General features: G+C 55.7%; 12 protein-coding genes. 8 read left to right on the top strand and 4 right to left on the bottom strand.

Translation table 11 applies throughout. The annotated features are described in order from the left end of the window. The 4 genes from M727_RS43195 (at position 1) to M727_RS0124765 (ending at position 3,199) form a co-directional block, all read left to right on the top strand. Positions 1 to 372 carry a recombinase family protein gene (locus M727_RS43195; protein WP_051505715.1) on the top strand — a complete coding sequence of 124 codons (372 nt, stop codon included), beginning with the start codon at positions 1 to 3 and terminating at the stop codon, positions 370 to 372. Positions 373 to 376: 4 nt separating this feature from the next. Further along, positions 377 to 580, top strand: a complete 204-nt coding sequence (locus tag M727_RS43190; protein ID WP_051505714.1) for a hypothetical protein — start codon at positions 377 to 379, stop codon at positions 578 to 580. A 673-nt stretch (positions 581 to 1,253) separates the two neighbouring features. After that, positions 1,254 to 1,793: a hypothetical protein gene (locus M727_RS0124775; RefSeq protein WP_027154907.1), complete on the top strand. Its 540-nt coding sequence runs from the start codon at positions 1,254 to 1,256 to the stop codon at positions 1,791 to 1,793. A 530-nt stretch (positions 1,794 to 2,323) separates the two neighbouring features. Then, positions 2,324 to 3,199, top strand: coding sequence for a thermonuclease family protein (locus tag M727_RS0124765; protein WP_245268994.1), 876 nt, complete (start codon positions 2,324 to 2,326; stop codon positions 3,197 to 3,199). A gap of 244 nt (positions 3,200 to 3,443) precedes the next feature. On the opposite strand, the gene M727_RS0124760 is transcribed toward M727_RS0124765, so the two are convergent. Next, complete coding sequence (locus tag M727_RS0124760; RefSeq protein WP_027154904.1) at positions 3,444 to 4,397, bottom strand: IS481 family transposase; 954 nt, start codon at positions 4,395 to 4,397, stop codon at positions 3,444 to 3,446. Positions 4,398 to 4,753: 356 nt separating this feature from the next. Between M727_RS0124760 and M727_RS0124755 the strand changes: the two genes are divergently transcribed. Continuing rightward, complete coding sequence (locus M727_RS0124755) at positions 4,754 to 5,782, top strand: hypothetical protein (protein WP_027154903.1); 1,029 nt, start codon at positions 4,754 to 4,756, stop codon at positions 5,780 to 5,782. A 235-nt stretch (positions 5,783 to 6,017) separates the two neighbouring features. On the opposite strand, the gene M727_RS37300 is transcribed toward M727_RS0124755, so the two are convergent. Both M727_RS37300 and M727_RS0124745 read right to left on the bottom strand, forming a co-directional pair. Further along, on the bottom strand, positions 6,018 to 6,545 hold the full coding sequence (locus M727_RS37300; RefSeq protein WP_051505713.1) for a glycoside hydrolase family 19 protein: 528 nt from the start codon (positions 6,543 to 6,545) through the stop codon (positions 6,018 to 6,020). Between the two features lie 29 nt (positions 6,546 to 6,574). Next, positions 6,575 to 7,381: a M15 family metallopeptidase gene (locus tag M727_RS0124745; RefSeq protein ID WP_027154902.1), complete on the bottom strand. Its 807-nt coding sequence runs from the start codon at positions 7,379 to 7,381 to the stop codon at positions 6,575 to 6,577. Positions 7,382 to 8,183: 802 nt separating this feature from the next. Between M727_RS0124745 and M727_RS41725 the strand changes: the two genes are divergently transcribed. Then, a complete protein-coding gene (locus tag M727_RS41725) occupies positions 8,184 to 9,935 on the top strand; it encodes a hypothetical protein (RefSeq protein WP_156941614.1) in 1,752 nt (583 codons plus the stop codon). Here the strand turns inward: M727_RS41725 and M727_RS39245 are convergent. After that, entirely contained in the window at positions 9,892 to 14,652 is a 4,761-nt protein-coding gene (locus M727_RS39245; protein WP_051505712.1) for a caspase family protein, read from the bottom strand. The genes M727_RS41725 and M727_RS39245 overlap by 44 nt on opposite strands. Before the next feature lie 181 nt (positions 14,653 to 14,833). Between M727_RS39245 and M727_RS37290 the strand changes: the two genes are divergently transcribed. Further along, on the top strand, positions 14,834 to 18,319 hold the full coding sequence (locus M727_RS37290) for a caspase family protein (protein ID WP_036263217.1): 3,486 nt from the start codon (positions 14,834 to 14,836) through the stop codon (positions 18,317 to 18,319). Beyond that, entirely contained in the window at positions 18,316 to 23,037 is a 4,722-nt protein-coding gene (locus tag M727_RS39240; protein ID WP_051505711.1) for a caspase family protein, read from the top strand. The genes M727_RS37290 and M727_RS39240 overlap by 4 nt, the downstream gene beginning before the upstream one ends. Positions 23,038 to 23,541: the final 504 nt, after the last annotated feature.

The following is a 23,541-nucleotide window of genomic DNA, read 5'->3' as shown; positions in this document are numbered from 1 at the left end:
ATGATCATCCTCCAGGAGTTCACCGAGATCGAAACCGGAAAGGGCGCGGATGCTCTTGATCGACGGCCGCAATTGAATGCCGCCCTCGCCCTTGCCCGCCAGACAAAATGCCCGGTGGTCGTGGCCAAGCTCGACCGCCTGTCGCGCGAAGTCGCCTTCATAGCCGGCCTGATGGTCCAGCGCGTTCCTTTCATCGTCGCCGAACTCGGTGCCGATGCCGATCCGTTCATGTTGCACCTCTATGCCGCGCTCGCCGAGAAAGAGCGGCGGCTGATCTCGGAAAGGACTAAAGCCGCCTTCGCCTCGCGCAAGATCACTGGCATAAAAACTTGGCAATCCGACCAACACCGCAGAAGCTGCGGCGAAGGGTAGGAAGATGTCGATCGAAGAAGCCGACCGGTTTGCCCAGACCGTGCTGCCGATCATCGCCTCCATCCAGCGGTCCGGCATCACCAGCCTACGTGGACTGGCAATCGCTCTGAACAACCGCGGCGTTCGCACAGGGTGCAACGGCCAATGGCAAGTCTCGAATTTGCGCAACATTTTGGCGCGGCAATCTGCTGCGAACTTGCTTTTATAGGCGGGAATTTGCTGACCAGCTAATTCCCTCGACCAGGCATCCAACAACACGTGGGACATTTGCTCCCGGCGCCTTGCCGAGCGTGTCCATATTCGATTGGGGATCTTCCGAATGGACGGCCCTCTTTACAGGGCTAACTGTAGCCGCGATGGCACTTGGCTATTTTCAAAATCGCGGGATGCTCCTGCTCACCGTAGCGCCCATGATCCCGCAACCCCACATAGCTTATGACGCCAAGAGCAAGTCGATTTCGGTACATGTACCCCCAACCGGCCTCTACCAAATTTCGAAAGTGGAAATGCAGCCAAAGTACGCCTGTATCAGCGAACTCGTCAGCGGCGGCCCCCGAACGCCTACGGCGATGTGCGTTTGGTTCCAACAGGTCGCCTCAAAGCGGCCTACAAACTTGCTCGACCCAGCACCGAAGCGTGTTTCGGCGTGGTCCCGTACCCGGACGGGTCAACGCTCATAGTCACCCTGACTGGACACTATCTGCCGAAACAACGATTTCCATTGCATCTCAAAGATGGGTTCCCGACAAACCCGTAGGTGCGTAGCAAGCCGGTAATTGCTCTCAACGCCGCGCCGGCCGCTGTGCGCCCCGCGCGTCCTGGCAGGTTTGTGGCGGCGCAGTGATAGTGGTTTGTTGTCCGAACCCTGAGGGTAAAGTAACATGAACCAAGAGGTCCCGTTGCCCCCTAAAAGGCCGCGTCCGAAGGTCACCATACCGCAGCCTCTTGGTTTGTACGCCGGAGATCTGCTGGTGAGAACCCGGGAGTATTTCGAGGCGTTCAATCAGCTTGGTGCTGAGGCAGAAAACGCACACCTGTTTGCGCGGTACTTTCTATTTTTTCACGCTCTCGAACTGCTACTCAAAGCCTTCTTGGCTTCCAAAGGCGTCTCAAAGCGCGACCTGCGACTGAAATATGGGCACAGTATAGAGGATATCTACGACGCCGCGGTCGCGCTTGGGATGCATCCTCTGTCCAACGTCAAAGTCATTGCAAAGAACCTTGATGTGTTGAATTCCCAGCAGGACTTCAGGTACCCATCGGGATACAACTTGCATGTCCAGTCGCCAGCCTTCTGCCGGGAGAGTTACGAGGCGCTCCGAATGGCCATCGAACCGAGGATCAGCACCGAAGTGCAGAAAGCCAGTTTGCAACTCCACAGCGACTTTCGGGGCCAAACAGTGATCTGGAAGGATGAATAGACCCGGAACGTTGGCGTTCTCCTCTAAATCGGCGCTATCGGCGCGCTCTGCCTCGCCAGCGCGCGATCCCGCTGGCCGTTCTCCTAACAGCGCCGAGTGGTCTGGCGCGTCCTGGCGGAGCTTGTGGCCATGTCGCAATGATGATTTGCTGAGGACATGGGACAACTTGTTCTCCTATATCGCCTGCTGGCAATTGCCGGCCTGGGATACGTCGTTGTCCAAGTGATTGCCGATCGGAAGCCGCCACCCGAGGTCCGGTCGACGTCAACAGGGCATTTGATATCTGACGATGAAGCCGACGAGGCATATCGGGAGTATCGAGACGAGATGTCTTACCGATATCGATGACTTGGCCTTCTGGCCGCTTGCCAGCGCAACCATGCTTGCTCAGCCTCATGTCGATAAGCCGGCGGGCATTGGCGCCCAATTATTCGGCGGCAAGCGCATGCACCTGCTTCGATCGGATTAGCGATCTGCCAGTATGGACTCAACCGTTGATTGGAAGCATTCTCCCCATGGGGAGAAGGGGCGTGGGCAAAGTCCACCGTTATCAAGGCGCCACCGGTGGCGAAAGCGCGCCGGCAGGAGAAGGCTATCACGGAGACTGCCGCGACCGCTCTTGGCGCTCCTTTTGCTGGGCGTTGGTACACTTGCCGCAGCAGTCACTCAATTCGCTATCCATAGCACCGCCGGCCAACAGAACACCTCTGGTCCAAAGCATCCCTGGCCTTCAAAGCACCATAACAAATTGGACAGAACCGCTGCCTGGGCCGATGCAAGGCCGCTCCTCCGTTATCGACGGCGACACGGTCGAGATTGCTGGCCAGCGCATCCGTTTCAATGGCATCGACGCCCCGGAAAGTCGGCAGTATTGCGACGACGCCAAGGGCTTCGAATATCCGTGCGGGCGCCGGGCTGCCCAAGCACTGGACGAGTTCCTGGCAGCTTCGCGACCGCTGCGTTGCAGCTTCGTTGACCGAGATCGCTACGGCCGGCTTGTCGGGAATTGCCAGCGAGCCGATGCCCGCAGTGTCCAGCGATGGCTCGTTGAACAAGGTCTCGCTCTAGTTTGGCCTCGCTATTCGAACGGCGCATTCGCCGCCGAAAAAGGATCTGCCAAGGCTGCGCATCGCGGCGTCTGGCAGGGCCGCTTTGATCAGCCATGGGACTGGCGGGCGGCCAATGCCGAAAAGGTGGAAGTTGTCAGCGAACCATCAGCCGGCTTCGGTCTGCTTGGCTCTGGCTGCAACATCAAGGGCAACATTTCGGCCGAAGGCGAGCGCATCTATCACGTGCCCGCCCAAAAATTTTACTCGGCGACGAAGATCACCGAGACGAAGCGTGAGCGATGGTTTTGTTCTGAGGCCGAGGCGGTGGCGGCGGGCTGGCGAAAGGCGAGGCGATGAAATCAAAGCTTACGAGCGCCGCCGACATGGCGCGATCGGTGGGCTTTGATCCGAAACTGTTTCGGCGAGCGCTTCGAAGGCAAACTTTCCTTGGCACAGGCCGTGGACGGTGGAGATCAACAGCGAAGAGCACGTATCGATGCAGGATGTGCTCGCAATTTTGCTCACGAAACGAGGACTTAAATCCGCGTCACGTTCCACAGGCGATCAGGTCAAGCGAGCCGTCTCAGAAAATGCACGAAGCCTAGGTGTGGAGCCTCAACAGGTTGTCCTTGGTCGGGCCCAGGCGACTGATTGGCGGTTTGGACTTTAGGCTTCCGTGCGGACGGTGCCAATTGTACCGATGCAGCCATACGGGCAGTTCGGCGGCTCGGTGGTCCGAGGTCGGATAGGCGACGGCGTAGGCCCATTCCCTGAGAGCAGTCTGGATGAAGCGCTCGGCCTTGCCGTTGGTCTTGGGCGTATAGGGCTTGGTCCTGACATGCTTGAGGCCGAGGTCTCTGCAGGCCTTGGCGAAGGCTTTCGACCTGTAGCAGGAGCCGTTGTCGGTCATGACGCGGGTGACGGTGACGCCGAGGCTTGCATAATAGGCGACCGCCGCCTTGAGGAAGGCGACGGCGCTTTCCTTCTTCTCGTCGGGCAGGATCTGGCTGAAGGCGATGCGAGAGGCGTCGTCAATGCAGACATGGACGAACTCCCAGCCGGCGCCGCGCGACTTGCCCTTTTGTGGATCGCCGGTGATGCGGTGCCCGACCTGGCTGAAGCGACCGAGCTTCTTGATGTCGATGTGGATCATCTCGCCGGGGTGCTCGCGCTCGTAGCGCCGGATCGGTTCGGCAGGCTCGATGTCCTTCAGCCGCGACAGCCCGGCGCGCTTCAGCACCCGGCTGACAGTGGCGGGCGAGACGCCGACCTCCATGGCGATGTGCTTGCCGGTCAGCCGCCGGCGGCGCAATGCCACGATGCGCTCGGCCACCGCCTGTCCGGTCATGGCCGGCATGACATGGGGCCGGGACGAGCGGTCGACCATGCCGGCCCGTCCCTCGGTCTTGTAGCGCTCCACCCAGCGCGCCACGATCTTCGCCGACACACCATACGACCGCGCCGCATGGGCTTTGGAAAGACGGCCTTCAATGACCGACAGCGCCATTTCCTCTCGACGCAGCGGCGTGAGGCGGGCATTCTTGTGGATGTTCATTCGGACCCTCCGGTGAATGCTGAGGCTTGGTAACTCCAGTCTCCTCGGTCCGGTCCGAATGGACAACCTCCCGAAAGCTCACACCTAGGCCTGAGAGTCGCGGATTGGGAGTAGCCGTTTTTGCATCGCGACAAAGGAAGACAGTTTTGAGCAGATTGTGGAGGAGTACCTTGCTCACAAGGGTTACCTTGTGCAGCACAATATCAAGTTTCTTCTGCCCTGCAAGGATCATCCCGATTTTCTTGAAGCTAGGGGACTCCACAGCGGCAGCATTTGCCAAACACCGATCATAGTTCTATCGTCAGTAGAACTGGTACGTTAGTACCCCGGAGACAATGCTTCAAGGAACTGCATTCATGGAAGATACTCCTATTGTTAAGACTCAGCCTCAAACACGCGCTCAGTTTGCTCATCTCCGGGACGATGCTAATATCCTACTGGCGTATGCAGCCGAGGCTGGAATCGAAGTGGGCAATGATGTTGCCCAGCCAATAATCGCTGCGACTCAAAAGGGAGACGATTTCTGGAACGGGAATGAAGTAGGTGCGTTTCTTTCCGCGATCACGAAGCTGGCGGCGAAACTTCGCCCGGTGACTGCTGGAACATTACGCGCATGCCAGGAGGACGCCTCGTTCGCGATCCGTGGCTATAAGCGGCTGGTGTACACGCTCGCAGTGTTCATAGTTCCAATATCAATCATAACCTTTATCTCGGCCGGCATCTCTAATGTGATCAAAGCCAATCTAGAGGTCGCAAATAGTGCTGTCGTCACTCTACATGCGAAGTTATCCACGACAAAGCCAGGAGAGGCCACTAATGGTTTATTGGATCTTCAGCAGTTCGCCGTCGCAGCCCGTGCTGTGAAAAGCAGATCGGATCAACTCAATTACACATTGTTAGGCACTATTAAGCATAAGGATTTGGACGACGATTTCGAGGTCAGACCGAATATAATTGACAGATTTGAACCCGTTAAAGAAGAAGTGAGTCGCTTGACGAGTAAATATCAGAACGTTCGCTTTTACGCAAATAACGTTCTGGACTCTGCATCGATTGTCTGGGGTGCCGTGACCGCTAGTATTCTTCCAGTCCTATATGCCTTATTGGGAGCATGCGCGGCGGTGCTCCGAGCCTTTACGCAGCACTACGAGGCGCGAACCTTTAGTCGTTCCTATGCTACCCCGGCTCGATTTATTATCGCGGGGATTGGTGGCGGCATTATTGGTCTTTTTGGGAATCTTGACATCGGAAAAGGATTGACGCCTTCGCCTCTGGCACTAGCGTTTCTGGTTGGCTACGCAGCCGACATTTTCTTTTCCCTACTGGAAGGATCGATACCGGCTAGTAGGGTGCCCCAGCGCCCCGCTGCCACGCCTGGCAGCTGATATCACGAAGCAACAACTGCTTGTCAGTACTGCGCCCCGTGACGCGCCGCTGCTTACCGCGAGGTCGAAACGGTGCGTTCTCCCGCGACGGGTCGGCTACCTTTCCTCGTCTCTCAAGGTCGGGCTGACTCTTTGTTCTTCTTATGTTTACTGTCCTCATGAAAGTCACAGGAGGCAACGACCGCTAGGACTTCTAGCGAAAACCCTCGATCCAGAAACGCGCAATAGTGCCCACTTATTGCAGCAACGCCCGTTCGCCGCGTTGGAATGCATCGGTAAAGCGGTCCAATCCATGGGAGCCGCCGTTCACAGCTTTCCGCGCATCTCGCAGATTGTGGTTGGATAGAGCCCTTCGAATCCTCTGCTCATGGTTCTTGATGAATTGCGCAAGAATAATCCCAGCAATAGCTGGTTCGTTCGCAAGCTCTGAGTCTGCGACAAGATCTTTCCCGATAATGCTTCCGATCGTTGCATAGTTGCTACGCCCTGTAAGCTGGATGTAGCCCCGTCCCTTGTATCGGGGACCATCTCCAGGCTCCGTATTGCCGAGGTCGCGTCGGCCCTCGTAGAGATCGAAAGGCGTGTTGCGCGTGTTGAACCGGCTGCGACCCTCGCTTAGGGGGACGAAACCTTCGGTCTCCGCTCGAATCGTCGCCAGCGCCATGAGGCACATTTCCTGATCAATCAAGGCCTTCTGCCGGAGCCCGTCCAGCACGAACGGCAAGTTGGCAACGATGTTTGCTCGCGGCGTCGCCGGGAACATCCTTGCCACAAGTTCAGGACTGAAGCGCCCTAACGCATCTGGCAGCAAACTGCCGGAACCACGAGGGCAGTCGTCGTTTCAATTCGGCGAAGAAAGCCGGCGAACACGAAACCGTCAGCACGCCCATCACTTTGCAGATCAACCATCGCCCAGGCGCCGTCTCGCCCAAGGACGTTAACGGCAACTCCGAAATGGAGTACACGGATGATCCCAGCAGTATCTGATGGTCCGGATCGCAGGCGCAGCCCGTCGCGAGCTATTACTGTGTGCATATCTAATGGAATTGGCGCAATTCCCACATCCAAGCCTCTTATTTCCGCCCCTATGAATTGCGGTTCATCTGGGCGGCCCGCAGTGCCCACAACTGTTGAGGGATCAATCCCTTCCTCTAGATCCTCAGGCGCTAGGTCCAACTCAAAGTGCATACAGTCCTTACGGTCCTTCCAGTCGCCCCCCCACTCAAAAACGCGCTTGCCGGACATCGTCTTTATGGCACGAACATCGGCAATCATCGCAGACGTCATATCTGTATCGGCTTTGCCTGCACGCACGTCCCGAGCCCGTTCGTCCTGCGTCGGCTTATCGGAAAAGCGAATGTTTCGTTCACCCCCATGATTGATGAAAGGGTTAGTGGTCCAGTTCACATCTAGCGCGATGCCATAAGAATGAAGGCTCTTACCTGTCCCTCCCGTGATTGTCCTGCAATTGTAACTATCAGTGTCTTGGGTCCGAATGATGTACCCGTGATGGTCAATAACCGTGCTCAGAGCTTCAAACGCTTCTGCACCAGGCGGCGCTATCCTTATTCTATCAAGGCCAAATGGGATTACTACCATTGTGGTCTCTGTACACTCGAAACGTTTCCATTTTTGGCGAAGTTGAGACGTGTTTAAGGACATTCTTACCCCCCAAGTCGAGTTGAGGTAAGAAGTATAACACGCCTCAATTCGCAGATGAATTAGAATGTGCCGAGAACCAGAAAATCTGATTGCAATTGGCCAGTGGCTCTACCGATGTACCCCAGTATCTACTAATTGGCCGCGGAGTCCGAGGTGACGATTCAGTTGCGGTAGGAGGCACTGACGATGAGCGAACTGATTCGGCTTCGGATGCGCAGAGGCACCTAACCGACCCGCATTTTCCGTTGTGGCATGTAGCTGCGACCCTCGCTAAATGGCGCAGCGTGTGCCGCTCATCGTGGCCGAGCTTGGAACCCATGCAGATCCTTCATGTTCCACGTTTTCGCAACCCTATCCGCCGATATGCTCGTCGTAGGGAGCATCGTGCACTGTTAAGCACGATCGTCAGAAAGCGCTGAAGGCTCGCTCCCATCACGAGGCGGCGTGTTCACGGGCTTGTACCTATTGCCTTAATAGTCGGGAAACAGCAATTTAAGGTGCAGGCATACAGAAACGATTTTCTCATACGGGCGTGACTGTGGTTCTACGATTTGCGTTGAACTTGGTGAGTGTCGCGGCAAGTGCAGCAGTTTGTAGCGCCAACCGCGCTATGCCACTGCTTGGAGCAGGATTTCATTGGAGGCGGGCATTCATCGCGTCAGCTTCGCTCTTGTCTATAACGCAGAGTGCGTCGGCATTTGTTTGCGCTGTGAAAATACCCGGTCCCGAGCTCATAGGGGTGAATCGGATCGAGCCCCTGCCAACCGGCAATTTCATCATCTTTACATACTACGGAGCGTTTACGCTCACATCACATGACCTGACTTTCGTATCGATTCCGGGCGCCCGCATAGGCAGGATCGCATATATCTTCGATGTCGACGGGGGCGGGTGGCTGGTTGACGCCGATGATGGTTTCTTCGGCTTGAACGCTGACGCAACGGCCGTTAGACAGATCCGAGATCGGCACGGAGGCTTGCTAGCACCAGCAAAGGGGAAAGGTATAACCGTCCTAAAAGGTGACGGCTTTTTGCTGAAGACAACTTTTGGATTGAGATTCCTGCCTCGAACGGCTGAACAAGCCGACGTTGTCTCTGGTCCCGAACTTGGAGAGATCGGCGCTGCGTACCGCTTAAAGAACGGCGTTTGGATACTACAGGCGTCCGCCCAAGCTGCCGATAATGGCCCAGATTCAGACACCTCCTTTTCACAATTATATAGGTTTGATGTATCGACTAGAACGCTGACCATCACAGAAGGGTCGAACAGAAATATCCAAATACAACCTGTCATCAATGGCCTTCTTTTAATGGGCAGAAACTTACGTTTAATTACGCAAGAAGCAGAGCAAATCATAACAATCGATGGCAGCGCCGGCTACACAGCAGACGCACGACTGCTAGAAGGCTTTGGATGGCTTGTTGAAACGAGGGACGGCATGCTCCTCCTCGACGATCATGGACGGCTGATACGGTCAATAGACATCACAAATCTGGATATAACCGCCGCATTGTCCGCGGCGGAAGGTCACTTTCTTTTAACTTCAGATAAAGGACTATTCTTCCTAGATGCGACCAAAGGGGTCATCAAGCCAATAGACGGCACCGCTGGAGAATCGTGGCGCGCAAGAGAATTTGGCGACCGCGGCATTTTGGTCCAATCAAGCAAAAGGCTAACCTTGCTGAGATGGGAAAAAGGTACCTCGGAGACCTTTTCTTATACCCCTATCGGGAACGAAATATCCCTGGAATCTTTTCGACTGATTGCGGGAGGCGCAATCGAGATCACTCCGTCCGGTATCAATTATCTGCGGTATAATTCGAATAGAGTTAGACACATACATTCTTCCTCGCATAACCTCGCGGGGGTCGAGCCGTTCAGTATTGGAGGCGGAAGGTACATCCTAAGCGCAGACGATCAAGGTTTTTTCATATTTGATTCTCATACATTAGATCTCAACTTTGTGCCTGGACGACACCTTTCTTCAATCAATGATATTTATTATTCTTCAGACGGCACCATACTTGTTGCGGCGCACTGGGGAGTATTCAAGGTCCTTCCGGATTTTACGGGGGCCCTCACGACTGTATCAAACTATTCTAGACCGCCAGAGAACGGCGACGGTCGTTTGACAACCTGGACCTTGTCCCATCCTTGCGCACAAATTTCGGACTTATTGCATCTTTCAGTTGAAACAGGTGAAAGCAGCACCCGTGCAGGCCTGACCATAGCACCGACGTTCGCGCACCAGGCGTACTTAGACGGTGCGATGTTCAGTGCACGATTCCCTCACCTCAATAGTGGAACACATCGTTTTCAGCTGAGATCCGATGCCGGTGGCAGTAGAACGCTCGTCGGCCTTCCTGTTACATTGACGCAAGAGCCTCGACCGCCGCGCTACGGCCTCGCAACAATTCCATTCCTAGTTCTCGGCACAGCTCTCGTTGCTACCTTGCTGGCACTTGGCGCGCTGCTTCGACGAGTTCAGTAAGGTTAGTTACAATCGGAACGAGAAATGCGCATGGATCGCCTGAATGACCGACGTTCCCTCGGACGAGCAACATTGTTCGCAAAGAGTCAAATTCACCCGATACCAAGCCAAGAGAGATTGGCTGTATTATTTTAGGCGTGGCGTTTGGATCCAGCCAAAACGCGAGAGTTCCGAAACCAAACAAGCCCACGACATTGCCGTCGCTGTTAAAGCCCGCCATCTCTAGATCGTCGTAATCTCGAAGTTTGGGCAACCGCAGATCAATTGGTGAACTTGGACCTCCTATATCAATTAGCGCCGGGGCCTTTCCCTTTTGCCAAGCCAAGATTCTTCGTCCCCCGGGCGCGACATCGATTTGGGCTTCCGATCTGTCAAGCCGGTCCGGCAAACGAGCGCGCGTTGATATTTCGCGCCCGGTTTGGATTGACCAGGCTCTTACTGTCCCATCCATCATCACTGAAACCACGGTCACACCAGCGGGATCCAAGGCCACGATGTCGGTGTCCAACTCGATCGACCCTTCCAAGCGAAAAAGCGCCAGTCTTTGATCGTCTCGTTTCAGCAGAAAGAGATCTCTTTGGCCAACCTTTCGGATAATCGCCACCTCTCCAGTGGCGACAGGAATGAGCCTATCGATAGGGTCGCTATTCTCAAGCATAAATCGAGAACCGTTCGCGGTGTCAATGGCGCTCAGATTGCCCAATTCGTCCAAAAGAAGTAATATGCGGTCCTGATCCATAAAACGTACATCTACGACCTTCCTATCTGGAAATGGAGCTGAAATGCTCCTTAACAGCCGAGCATCAATTACGCTCCAAAGCATCACCTGTCGGTCTTCCACCGTCGCCACGACTTTGGAACTCATCGAGAAGGAAATAGGATGAGTCCCACCGAAGGTGCTGGTACTGGGCACACCGTTGCCGGCGCGCAGAGTTCCGATCCTGCGTCCTTCCGATGAGAAGAGTTCATAAGCGCTGTTCTCGGCGCAGTCGCTAACGGCAACCGCTTCTCCGCGTGGAGATACAGAGCTGCAAAGACCCCACTGCTGGTAATTTGCCAATGGGATTAGAGAACCAGGCATGGAAATCCGATAGAAATTAACTGCTAACTGCCCTTGATTGAAAACGGTCGAAGGGTCGAGCACTCCACTCAATGCGAGATACTCCGCGTTTTCTGAGACGACAAGTTCGGGAATGGCTCGGACGGGCACTTCCATTCGCAAGAACCGTATCCCACTGTTTAGGCCAAAGATTTGCAGCCGTCCCACATTGTCGAGTACTGCTAAACAACCCTTTTGTGGACAAACATCCATGGCCACTATCGTTGACTCAGAGCTCGTCGTCTCCAAATCGCTTTGCAGCGTCAAACCGAAGCTGGACAGAGGGCGCCCCGAGGAAGCATCGAAAACATAAGCACGGGACTCTGCTTCTGAGACAACCGCGACTTCACTACCATCGGGCGTGAATTGAACGCCGAAGTTTCCGGTGACGTCCAATCGCGCCAGCTCTTTCTGCTCGTTTACATCGATCAGAACTAATTTACCGTCCCTGATACCTGCTGCCCGATCTCCTCGTGGCGACAGGGCGGCCTTCGGCATCGCTCTCGACGCCCCCTCGCCGTCAAACAGAAACGGGTCTGCTAGCCCAGTCAGCGCAAGCAGTACATATTCGTTGCCAGCCCTCAGCAGCGCGGCAGTCCGTTGCCTGTCAACGTAAATATCAGGATCTAGATAGGGTCCGTCATACTTGTATCGCCTAGAAATCGTGCCACTATCCAAATTAGCGGCATAGACATCACCAAACTCCGTTACCCAATTTGGCTGTCTATTCTGATCGAAGAACAATGCATTCACTTGCTCAGTGGATTCAACGGGCAGCGTCAAGGACGGAGCCGATTGATCTTTGCTATAGATCTGCAAAGAATTATTCGACAGAACTCCCAACTGCGATCCATCTTTTGAAATGGCAAAAAAACCAGATACATCTGGTGGCAGTCTAAAGGTGCTGCCAGTACGACCGGATGTTACAAGAACGTGTTCTACGGACCGACAGGCAATTTCGCCGCCGACATTGTTCATTGAACACGACTGCTCATCTGCGCTTTGATCGAATCTTGTACCATCGAAATTTATCAATTCCGAGAAGCTTCCACCTGCGCGAAAAGAAAGGAGATGCCGCGCTGGATCAGGGGTTAGGATCCGTCGATCTTGGTACGTTGAGTCATCTGAGGATATTAGAACGGAGTGCGAGCCATGAGTAAGTTCAAGTAGTAATCCTTGCGCCTCTTGGACGATGGCCGCATCAAACTCTGTTGCTAAGGACAATGCTGCCTCGATAGTGACGATAGCATCTCCTGAACTTGCCTCTCGTATCTGAGAGGCGGCGAGCAATAACATTGCCTCAGCTTTACGGATTTCCGAGGAGTACGCCAGCCAGGTTGCACCAATACTAAGGGATAGAAGTGCCCCGGCGATGGTACCGCGAATAGCAGTGTTCCTGCGAGCTCGGCGGACACTTGCTGTTGCGAACCTGCTCTCAGCGCGATTAAGCCCTGGTGAGGGTTCACGCATAAGGCTCTTAGTCAACTGCAAGCGAGCAGGATCGGACCATAGTAGACCTCGTTTGCCCCTGTCCGACGATTCCCAATCTTCCGCATCCGAGGTTAGCCGGCGAAGTGCCGTGATAAGCGGCGCGTCTTGGCGGACCCATGCAAGCAAACGATCCCAACCAAGAATGAGAGCGTCATGCGCAAGTTCGAGATACGACGCTCCGTTCGCGTCATCTGTCACAATAAGGCGTTCTTGGTCTAGACGGCCAAGAATGTGATCAATTCGCGACTGGTCCTTGGCATCGACCTCAAATTCTCTCCGAGGGACGCGACGCCTAGCAAACTCACCCGCTTCAAGGGAAACAAATCGTTCAAGAACACGACGAGCGGCCGACCTATATACTGCGTCTCCCTCATCAACTATCTGATTTGCGCGAACACGAAGAGACGCGGTGACGCCGCCGCCTAGCCTGTCGTAGTCGTCGTGCGTAAGCACTCGATCAGTCGTGTGTCGATCAAGGTAGTTGCGGTACATTTGGCTAAGCGCAAACGAGAGCAGCGGTAGGGCGCCAGGCATGTTCACCACCTCGTTGACGAGCGTGTCGACGAGTTCAGCTGACTCGAAACGCATGACCTTGACAGCCGCCGGGCCTTCGATGACGCGGCGCAGTTCGTCCTGGGTCATCTGCGGAACCAGAAAGCGGGCTGCGGCCCAGCGAGGGGCGAGGGGCGATTGCACGAACTGGGACTCGAACTCCGAGCGTACGTTGAACACAACGCGCAGGTTGCGCTTGGTGCGATTCAATGCCTGCGCGATCAGTTCAGTGAACTGCGTCTGCGCGCTCGGATCAGTGCCAATTGTAATCAACTCTTCGGCCTGATCCACGATCAGCAAAAACTCCTTGGATTCGTCCTGCTCATCGAGCCAATTGGCTAGGGCATCAGATTGAGAAGCCAAGCTCGGTTCGTCCGGTGTCTCGACGTCAATTGGCATCGCGCGCCGCAGAGCTGCCGCCAGACTCGCAAATGGTGTCGGACCTGGTTTGGCGGGGCGAACGATCACGGAACAGAGCCGCTCGCCTAGTGCATCCTTATCCTTCAACCGGGGAAGGAGCCCGGCTAGGACCAGACTTGATTTGCCGATTCCCGAAGGTCCAGTAAGGACAATGAAACGCTCCGCCGAGATAGCTGGCGTGTCCCCACCAGCGTTCCTGCCAAGAATTCGCTCTGCTAGCCGATCTGCGGCCCCGCCACGCCCGTAAAAGACCTCTTTATGTTGTTCTTCGTATACTTCGAGGCCTCGCCAAGGATTGGCTTCGGCATCCAAGAGTGGAGCGGCCGGCAGGGCAAGCTCCCTTCCCGGCACTAGGAACACGAACTGGCCCTTGTCGTGCTTCTTCAGCGGCCAAAAGATCGGCGTCTGCCGAAACTCGCCCTCAGCACGCGGAAGCAGTGCTTCAACCAAAAATTGATAGAGTTCGGTCGCGGTTATGACACCGTCACCCGCTTGCCCAGCGGTCGCTAGATCGGCAGATCCCCTTAAACCATTAAGCAGTGCTGCCGCGAACGGCGAGTGTTCTTGACTATCGTTTCTTTTTCCCAGCGGCTTCTCGGCCGCAACATCCAGCGCCTTCTGATCATATGCAGCAGACGCGATGGCCTGCCATGCTGGATCACTGATAAACCACATATACCGCTCTTGGTGCAAATGTTCTGGAGCAAGAGCTAGGTGTCGAGTGCTCGCCCATTGGAAGGCACCGGCAAAACAGCAGTCGAGAATGACTAGCATGTGCCGGCAGGGCAGAGCCGAAAGGGCCGCATGTAGTTCAAGCATCGCCAGAAACTTGCTATCGGAGCCGCGGTCCGCATCCTGCGGCAGAACATAGCCCGTCGGTCCCGTGTCACCCTCGATCGCCACACCGTGACCAGCAAAATAAAATAGGACCCGGTCATTACTGCCAACCCGCTTCGACAAATCCGACAAAAACATTCGGATGCCGGCGAGTGTAGCGTCAGCGTCGAGGATCAGCTCAGTGTCGAAACCGTGATCGTCGCTCAGGCATCGAGCCAGCGCCTTTGCATCTGCCACCGGTGTACGAAGCGGTGGAACACCGTTGCTATAGCCGTCGATCGCAACGAGGAAAGCACGACTACGCTCGAAACCTTCCATCCCCCCGCCTCACGTCTGTGCTTTGAACGTGGCTTTCAATATTTTGTCAAATTCTGTAACCCGATCGCGGAAAACACAAGGGTGCATTGGGAAATAGTTTTGCGAGGTCGATTTTATTCTTGACGATCGATATCCCCAGGTGGTGCAATAACAAATAAACAGAAGGGCGATTGGGGGGATTATGGCTGGGAAGCTTTATGGCCTGCTCGTCGGCATAGATGCATACCATTCACCGGTTCCCTCGCTCAATGGATGCGTCAATGACATTGACGAAATCGCCGGCGTTCTAAACGAAATCAGAAAGGGCTCGGACTGCGACGTACACCTTAAACTGCTGAAGAACGCGGAAGCGACAAGGTCAAACATCGTTGAGGGTTTCAGATCGCATCTTAGCAAGGCCGGCGTCGGCGATACAGTTTTGTTCTATTATAGCGGGCACGGCTCCCAGGAGGATTCTCCGCCCGAGTTTTGGCATATCGAGCCCGATCACCTCGACGAGACACTCGTCTGCTATGACAGCCGCGAAGAGGGCCACTGGGATCTCGCAGACAAGGAGCTGGCGGGGCTAATTGCGGAGATTTCCCGACGCGATCCGCATGTGCTCTGCGTCCTTGATTGTTGCCATTCCGGGAGCGGCACAAGGGCCGCATTGGAGTCGGGTGCTGCAGTCAGACGAGCCCCCACAGACCCACGACACCGGCCCATCGAGACTTTTCTAGAGGAAACGCTTGACGCGAAGCGCGGCCCAGACGACCAGACCTCTGGGTCAGGGTGGGCGATTGTTCCGTCGGGCAAGCATGTGCTTCTGGCCGCGTGCCGGGCAGACGAAACTGCAAAAGAGGTTGTAGAGGCGGGGAAACACCAGGGCGCATTCACTGCCGCGTTGCTCGCAGCACTCCGCCAGACGAATGGACAGATTACGTACCGCGATCTGCTCAAGCGGGCAGAAGCTCAAGTTCGGCTGCGGGTCGATCAGCAGGTGCCGCAGGTTGAGTGCAGCGATCCGGACGAGCTTCAAAGCCTATTTCTGGGCAGGTCCGCTCGCGAGCAGCAGGGATACTTCACTCTGCGGTATGATCGTGAGATGCGTTGGGTCATCGATGGGGGTGCAATCCATGGAATAACTCCGCCGGCGAACGACGAACCAACTCTCCTCGCGGTATTCGACTTGGATTGCGGACGGAAGGAAAAGCCGCGCACGGATTCGGCCTTGGCATTTGCCGAAGTTCGGGAGGTACGCCCAGAGCTGAGCCAGGTCGAATTGAAGCTTCGTGGCGCAGTCCTTAGTCAGCAAGCGACTTATCGCGCCATCGTCGTCGCGACGCCGCTCCCGGCAATGGGCGTACATTTGAAGGGGAGCGCCATTGCACTCCAGCTAGTGCGCCAGGCTCTGGCTAAAGCTAACGAGGGCGGTACGCCCTCGTTGTTGGCACGTGAAGTGACAGCAGACGATCGCGCCTCAATTCGCGTGGACGCCGACGAGAATAGTATTCGGATCAGCCCTGCATTGGGCGAGAGCCCGCTCGTAGCAGAGATCGAGGGCATCAATGAGGATGGTGCGCGAATTGCCGTCGAGCGCCTTGAGCATATTGCTCGTTGGGACGCGATCGCGAGGCTTAACAATGTCGGCAGTCGCCTGAGCGACGGACCTGTAGAAATTGTCGTTCTTGTACCGGACCAAGTCGATACTGGCAAACCTGTTTGGAAAGAGGCTGATCCTCAAGGCGGAATTCACCTCGAGTACCGGCGGATCAAAGACAAATGGCAGCAGCCACAAATACGGATTGAGCTAAGAAACCGAAGCGACGTCGATCTCTTTTGTGCGCTCCTGTGGTTAGGAGAGGATTACTCTGTTAGTTCGGCCCTCTTTCCCGGGGGTGTTGAGCACATCCCGGCCGGCAAGTCCGCTGCAGCAAACGCTGGGAAATCCATCTATGCCTCAGTACCGCTAGCCCAGTGGAGTAGTGGGAGGACGGAAGCGCGAGACATCGTCAAGCTTATCGTGAGCTCTGAGCAGTTTGATCCGAGGCTTTTCGATCAACCACCGCTTGATCGATATGTGAGGGTCGGCGCTACAAAGGGCTTCGAACAGCACCCCCGCAACGTCCTTGAACGGCTTGCCAAGCGCGTATACTCGCGCGCGTTGTCCACCAGACCGGAAGGCGCCGAACTTATTGTCGATTGGGCGACAAGCGAACTCGCGTTGACGGTGGTGCGCCCACTCGATGCGACGACCGTGCCCCAGACCGGGCAACGGCAAACTCTGGGGGCCGGTGTCACGCTAGTCGGACATTCGGCACTTAGGGCGAAGATGCGCCTGGTCTCGAGAGGTGAGGCCGGGCGCCAGCTCGGTGGCCTGAGCCTTCCCGCCATCTTTCGTGATGACCCCGACAACTCGCAACCGTTCTATTTCCAAACCCCTCGCGGTGCGGAGGGCGGACTTGGAGCGCTCGAGCTTTTTGATGTCGAGAATCCGGAGGCTGTCACAGCTAGCTCTCCGCTTCTGCTTCAAGTCGACACGACACTCGGCCACAACGAACACGTGCTTCCGTTCGCTTGCGACGGCGAGTTCTTCTTGCCGCTCGGCTCAGCTCGGCGTGCTGGCGACGGGGTACAGATAGAATTACGGCAGCTCCCATCTGCTGTGCAAACTGCAAGAGACGTGCAACGCGGAATTGTCAGCTCAATTCGCATTCTCTTTCAAAAGATTCTTAGTGAGAAGCTAGGTACGGGCTTCGACTATCCACACTTGGCGGCAGTCAGTTTTAGCGATGAGGAAACGCCGCGATATCGGACAGACGTCGAAGGTGTTCGCTCGAGAGTCGCTGCGGCGAAACGGATCCTTCTCTACGTCCACGGCATCTTAGGCGACACACTGGGTATGGCAACTGCGTCTCAGGTTCCGATTTCGCTTCCGAACGAGCACCCGCATCGGATTGTCGACAAGTATGACCTGATCCTGGCCTTCGACTACGAAAATATCAACACAGGCATCAAGGAGACGGCGGCGGCTCTGAAGGATCGGCTCGCTGCTGTCGGACTTGGACCAGATCACGGCAAAACGTTGCATATCGTAGCTCACTCAATGGGCGGTCTGATTTCGAGATGGTTCATCGAATGCTTGGACGGCAGAAGGGTGGTGCAGCACCTCTTCACACTCGGAACGCCGCATGCCGGCTCGCCTTGGCCAAACCTCCAAGACTGGGCGACAGCAGCCCTCGCTTTCGGTATTAACCGCCTGACCGATATCGCCTGGCCGCTCAACCTGATCGGCAATCTTGTTGAGGCCGCCGAGACGGCTGACGTCATGCTCGATGAGATGGCGCCGGGATCGTCAATTGTAGCCGAACTCGCGCAAACTCCAGATCCTCTGGTGCCATACACGCTACTCGTCGGCAACACTTCAATGATCAAAAAGGCCGTTGCAGACGGACGCCTTGAGCGACTGCTTTCGAAATTGTCCCCTCAGCGCGTTTTGCACGGCGCGACCTCTCTCGCATTTTTGCGAGCGCCCAACGACATTGCGGTCAGTGTGGTCAGCGCGAAAGCTGTTCCCGGCAATCGAGCCACAGCGCATGACATTAGCGAAATTGCCTGCGATCACATCACCTTCTTTAGCTCGAATGCTGGTCGGGAGGCGCTGATCGAGGCACTGACGCGGGCATGAATGGCTCGGTTCCGATCGAGGGCTTCACTCACAACTTGGCTTTTCTCGTAGCCATTGACGGCTATCGCAATGGGGTTCCACCGCTTCGCACTCCTGTGGCTGATGCAGAGGCGCTGGCAAAATGCCTAACAGAAGATCATGGCTTCGATACACAGCTGATCCTCAACTCAGCCGCTACTCTCGTTGGGCTTCGAAAGTTTTTGGAAGAGTTGCCGAAGCGCGTCGGTCGCGACGATCGTGTGCTATTTTACTTTGCTGGCCATGGCACCGCGATAGACAACGATAAAGGGGCTACAGGCTACATTCTTCCTCAAGATGCTGATCGTGACTCTGAGTCCAAGTACCTTCCGATGCTTGAAATCAGCAACGCGCTTTCCGCCTTGGAATGCCGACACATGTTGGTGATCCTCGATTGCTGCTTCGCGGGCGCCTTCCGATGGGCGAGCACGCGACACCTCGCTCTCGCTCCCGAGCATTTGCATCAGGAACGATACAGGTGGTTCATAAGCGATCCTGCTTGGCAAGCTATCGCGTCGGCCGCGCATGACCAGAAAGCGCTCGACGTTGCCGCCGAACGACCGCTGGGCAAGAGAGACGACCGCCTGAAGCATTCTCCATTCGCGGCCGCCCTCATAGACGGGCTGCAGGGAGCCGCCGATCGCGCCCCCGTGGGAAGGGAAGGCGATGGCGTTATCACCGCCACAGAACTCTATCAGCATCTCGTGGATGCCCTTCTGCCGCGCGACGATGCCGAGTTCCGGCAGACACCAATTTTCTGGCCGCTGAAGAAGGACGACAAAGGCCAGTTCGTGTTCTTGGTGCCAGGAAGGGAGCTCGACCTCCCGCTTGCGCCGCCTCTCGACCCCGACGCGAATCCCTGGCGCGGGTTGGACGCTTACGAGGAAAAGGACAAAGACCTGTTTTATGGGCGGCGCACTTCTGTCGACCGCTTGGCAGAGCGGCTGCTGGGCAGGGAGGAGTCACACGATCGGGCGGCGATTCCTGCAGAGCGATTCATTGTCGTGACGGGCCCATCAGGCATAGGGAAGTCGAGTCTCATAAAGGCCGGTCTTTTGCCTCGCCTCAAAGATGCGCTGGGGGGGCAGCTTGTCCAGATGGTCGTACGCCCAGGCAAGCCGGGACCGACGCCATTTGCGAGCCTGTCAGCAGCGTTGCGTCAAGCGATGCCCGCTGAAGTGGTGATCCCGGACGCGGCGACCTTTGCCTCCAAATCTGATGCCCTAGCCAATTGGTTTGAGGTGCAGGACAGCTCCTATGAGTTTGTGCTGGTGGTCGACCAAGCGGAAGAGTTGATAACTGTCGGCAACGATCCGGAGGTGGCACGGCAGTTCAACGAGCTCATCGCACAAGCTTTGAAACGTGCCCACGACAACTTGCGCGTTGTATTCACAGTCCGCTCTGAGTTCGAGCCGCAGTTCTCGCAATCACCTCTGAGCGAATTCTGGCCGACGGCGCGATACCTGGTCCCGCAGATGACCCAAGATGAGTTGCGCCGCGTCATCGAGGGGCCTGCTGCCGTAAAGGTGATGCGATTTGAATCCGCCGAACTTGTAGACACACTCGTCAATGAAGTTGTCAACATGCCCGGCGCTTTGCCACTGCTCTCGTTCGCGCTCAGCCAGATGTATATGCACTACCTAGATCGTCGTGGGTCAGACAGAGCACTTACAAAAGAGGATTACGCTGCGCTCGGGGGCCTAACGGGGAAAGCGCGCAAGGAAGACGATCTATTGAAGGGCGGAGTTACTGGCGCACTTCACATCTGCGCCAATCGAGTCGTCGATGATGGGGATGAGCAATACAAGGCATCATCCCGCCGCGTTCTCGAGCGCTTTGTCTCGCTCGAAGCAGGTGAGTTTGCGAGGCGTCGCGTACCGCGATGGGAGTTCGAGCCGAAAGATCCGGATGAAAACTACCGTGTCCGCGAAGTGATCAAACGCCTTGATAAAGAGCGACTGGTCATTACGGACGAGGCAGACGCCACAACTTACTTCGAACTTGCTCATGACGCGCTGATCTTGAGCTGGGACAAGCTCCTCACCTGGGTGAGGCAGGACGCACCCTTGATCGCGGACTTGCGACGCCTAACACTCGCTGCACAAGATTGGCACTCCTCGGGTAGGAGGAAGTCCTATCCCGTCTGGGCCAATCCGGCGCAGATAACAACAATCAAGGCTCTTCAAATCACACCATACCCAGGACTTAATCAGCTTGAGCTCGAATTCGCGCAAGTAAGCATCAAGCGCGCCTGGCGCAATCGTGCACTTAGGCTGGCCGCTGTTTTCTCCCTCATCGGGGTCACGTTCCTGGCGGGCCTATCGGCGTATGTAGCTCGAGAGCGCCAGCGTTTAGCCATTTCACGGCAAGCCGCGGCTCAGTCACAGCTTCTGGCGCAACGCACAGATCGCTTGTCCGAGGCAATGCTGGTTGCCGCGCCTGCCTTGGCCCTTTCGGAAGAGCTTAGCAGTAGATCACTGGAAGCTGGGCAAGTGCTGCGGGCCGGTTTAGCCTTACTTCCGACCGCTCTATACGACCTCGAACCTGATGGAGGCGTCCACGAGGTCCGTTTCACACCAGATAGTAAGCACATTATTACGTGGAGAGAATATATCTCGATCTACGATACTGAGAATTTCCGCCTCATTTCTTCGTTCAACCCTAGCGCCTCTATTAACTCGTTCGGGTTTGTGTCTCCAGTATTTAGCCAAGACGCGACGCATTTTGGCGCTGCGATCGGTAACGACGTAGCAGTATGGGATATTTTCACTGCAGAAATCCGTCATTTTTCTACACCTGCCTACGTATCTCGTGTGGCATTGAGTCCCGACGCACACTATGTCGCCGCCCTAACCAACCGCAGCGGTGTAAGAGTTAATGATCAAGGCGCTTCCGAATACAAGAATGCTTTGCGAGTGTGGAATGTACAAACAGGTGAGCTGCTAATTGAAAATACGTATGAAGGAAGAGAACCATGGGATATCGCGTTCAGTGATTCGGCCAAATACCTAGCGGTCTTGACCGATGATGGTGCCGTTACACTATGGCGTCCAGATGCGCGTGAGTTGGTCGCACGACTTGAGCAGGGTGGGCGACCGATTCGAGTTCTTAGTTTCAGTTCTGATGGACGCTACTTGCTAACGGCAGGAGACGACGCGCTGGCCCGCGTCTGGAACGTAGATATGCGGCGCAAGCTCATTGAGGTTGGCGTACCGGATAGTGATGCCATCTTGTCGGCTTCTATCAGCGCTGATGGACGCTATGTTGCGACAGCACATCGTGAGGGAACGTACCGTGTATGGTCGGTAGAATCAGGTCAGCAAATCGCCCGACTAGATAACCAAGGCAGCTCTGGCAACGTCAGCTTCAGCCCGGACAGCAAGTTTCTGGTAACGACAGGCCCAGGGAGCATTTCTAGAGTTTGGAACTGGGAGTTGGGCATCGAGGTCGCTCGGACCAATGATGGATACTCATGGGGGACGTTTAGTTCCGACGGTCGCTACTTGGCCTCAGCCAACGGCGCGGGTGCTCGCGTTTGGAGATGGCCGAACAATAATCCACTGTTTCAACTAAAGGTCGCGGCGCCCGGGCGCATCGTCGAACCAAATAAACCAAAGAGCCTCGCGATCGACAAGAGCGGAAGGTACCTTGCCCGAAGCGGCCCCGAGGGTGGGGTCTGGGATCTCAGGGAAGGAACGAAGATAGCCACCTTCAAGGCAGCAGGCGTAACCTTCAGCCCTGATGGCCATTTTATGGCTACTGCGAGTTTTGATGCCGCATATGTTTTTAGCGTTGGCGACAATCGGCAATTGTGCGCCGTGCCGCGGTGGAGCACTGGGAATGGGGAAGGAATATACGAAGTCAGACTGAGCGGAGATGGCAGGTATTTAGCGGTTCTAAGCAGCGATTATCATGAAACCGTCCAGATTTGGAATGTGACAGACTGTAGTTTGATTGCTCGCTTGGTACAACCTGGGGATGGCGTACTCACTTTCGATTCTGATTTTAGCGAGGACGGAACGAGGCTCGTTACGGTGGCGAACGGAGACGTATTTGCTCGAGTGTGGTCCGTCACGAGTGGCAAGGCGTTGTTCAGTCTGAAGCACAGCGGCAGGGTGGAGGCGGCCGCGTTTAGCCCTAACGGTCTACAGGTCGCGACTGCCGCCGACGGATGGGTGAGGATCTGGAATGCCACGACGGGCCTATTAACCGCCCAAATGGAAATCTCGGGCGCCAATATGGTTATATTCAATCCGGACAGTTCTGAGATTGTGTCAGCCGGCGATAGTCGCATTCGCGTCTGGACATTGGACGGAACTTTGAAGGCAGAACTCGGTCACGAAGCCGGCTTAGTTGAAAGCGCCTCGTTCAGTCCTGACGGCCGCTATTTGGCTTCATCAGCCTCCGATGGGCAGGTACGCATCTGGGATGTGAGCAATTGGCAGGAAGTGGACCGGATCCCGCAGGCCGGCCGCGAATCTAAGGTGGTTTTCGGCGCGGGGGGACGACTAGTTATTTCGGCTAGCCGCGTCGACCCGGATCGACCAGATATCCCGGCGGCTCGGCTACTTCAGGCTTCCCTCTGGAAGTCTGCAGACATGATACGGGCATTGTGTTCCCAATTTCCGGACCGGCTGACACCAGAAAAATGGAAATTCTATTTTCCTACGGAGACTTATCGAGACGTTTGCCTCCCGTAGTGCCTCAAACCCTGCATCGTGGTGGCGTTCGACTTGCACGATTGCTGGAAGCAACGATTGGCAACGAAATAGGCAAACAACCTACAGCAACCATTCCCGTTATTAGTACGATGGCGCGATAAAGAGACACTCGCCTGGCCGTACTCGAGGCGATTAGGTAGGGAAATCGGAGAAGGTTGAATCCCGGTTCCTCTCCCTCTACCACTCAATTCTCCCAGAACGTTCTCTGCGTAGACTTGGCGGCTCAGAAACCCCGCAGAACTGCTGGGTTTCGGCCGAAGCTGGGGGACTGTTGCTGGTAGTGAAGGTGCCTTTTTTGTTCTCTGTCAGCCCATCATTCTCCAAAGCTGGGGAGTGCGCCTTTTTACTCCCTAGCTTTCCCCCATTGAAATCACAGGGTTTTCCGGCTCGAAAGCTGGGGGTCGTTTGGTGCAAGGCCGCTTATGCGGAGAACACAGAAAGCAAACCGATCGGTGACCAATTAGTCAGCCGCTTCGGCCTAGG

The sequence above is a fragment of the Mesorhizobium sp. WSM2561 genome (assembly GCF_000513915.1).
Lineage (GTDB): Bacteria > Pseudomonadota > Alphaproteobacteria > Rhizobiales > Rhizobiaceae > Mesorhizobium > Mesorhizobium muleiense.
This window is presented reverse-complemented; position numbering and strand designations above follow the sequence as displayed.

What these genes read in the sequence shown, in the direction of transcription:
- M727_RS39245 (WP_051505712.1), bottom strand. Translation starts at nt 14,652, where the DNA reads ATGGAAGGTTTCGAGCGTAGTCGTGCTTTCCTCGTTGCGATCGACGGC.
- M727_RS0124745 (WP_027154902.1), bottom strand. Translation starts at nt 7,381, where the DNA reads ATGGTAGTAATCCCATTTGGCCTTGATAGAATAAGGATAGCGCCGCCT.
- M727_RS43190 (WP_051505714.1), top strand. Translation starts at nt 377, where the DNA reads ATGTCGATCGAAGAAGCCGACCGGTTTGCCCAGACCGTGCTGCCGATC.
- M727_RS0124755 (WP_027154903.1), top strand. Translation starts at nt 4,754, where the DNA reads ATGGAAGATACTCCTATTGTTAAGACTCAGCCTCAAACACGCGCTCAG.
- M727_RS0124775 (WP_027154907.1), top strand. Translation starts at nt 1,254, where the DNA reads ATGAACCAAGAGGTCCCGTTGCCCCCTAAAAGGCCGCGTCCGAAGGTC.
- M727_RS39240 (WP_051505711.1), top strand. Translation starts at nt 18,316, where the DNA reads ATGAATGGCTCGGTTCCGATCGAGGGCTTCACTCACAACTTGGCTTTT.
- M727_RS37290 (WP_036263217.1), top strand. Translation starts at nt 14,834, where the DNA reads ATGGCTGGGAAGCTTTATGGCCTGCTCGTCGGCATAGATGCATACCAT.
- M727_RS0124760 (WP_027154904.1), bottom strand. Translation starts at nt 4,397, where the DNA reads ATGAACATCCACAAGAATGCCCGCCTCACGCCGCTGCGTCGAGAGGAA.
- M727_RS43195 (WP_051505715.1), top strand. Translation starts at nt 1, where the DNA reads ATGATCATCCTCCAGGAGTTCACCGAGATCGAAACCGGAAAGGGCGCG.
- M727_RS37300 (WP_051505713.1), bottom strand. Translation starts at nt 6,545, where the DNA reads ATGTTCCCGGCGACGCCGCGAGCAAACATCGTTGCCAACTTGCCGTTC.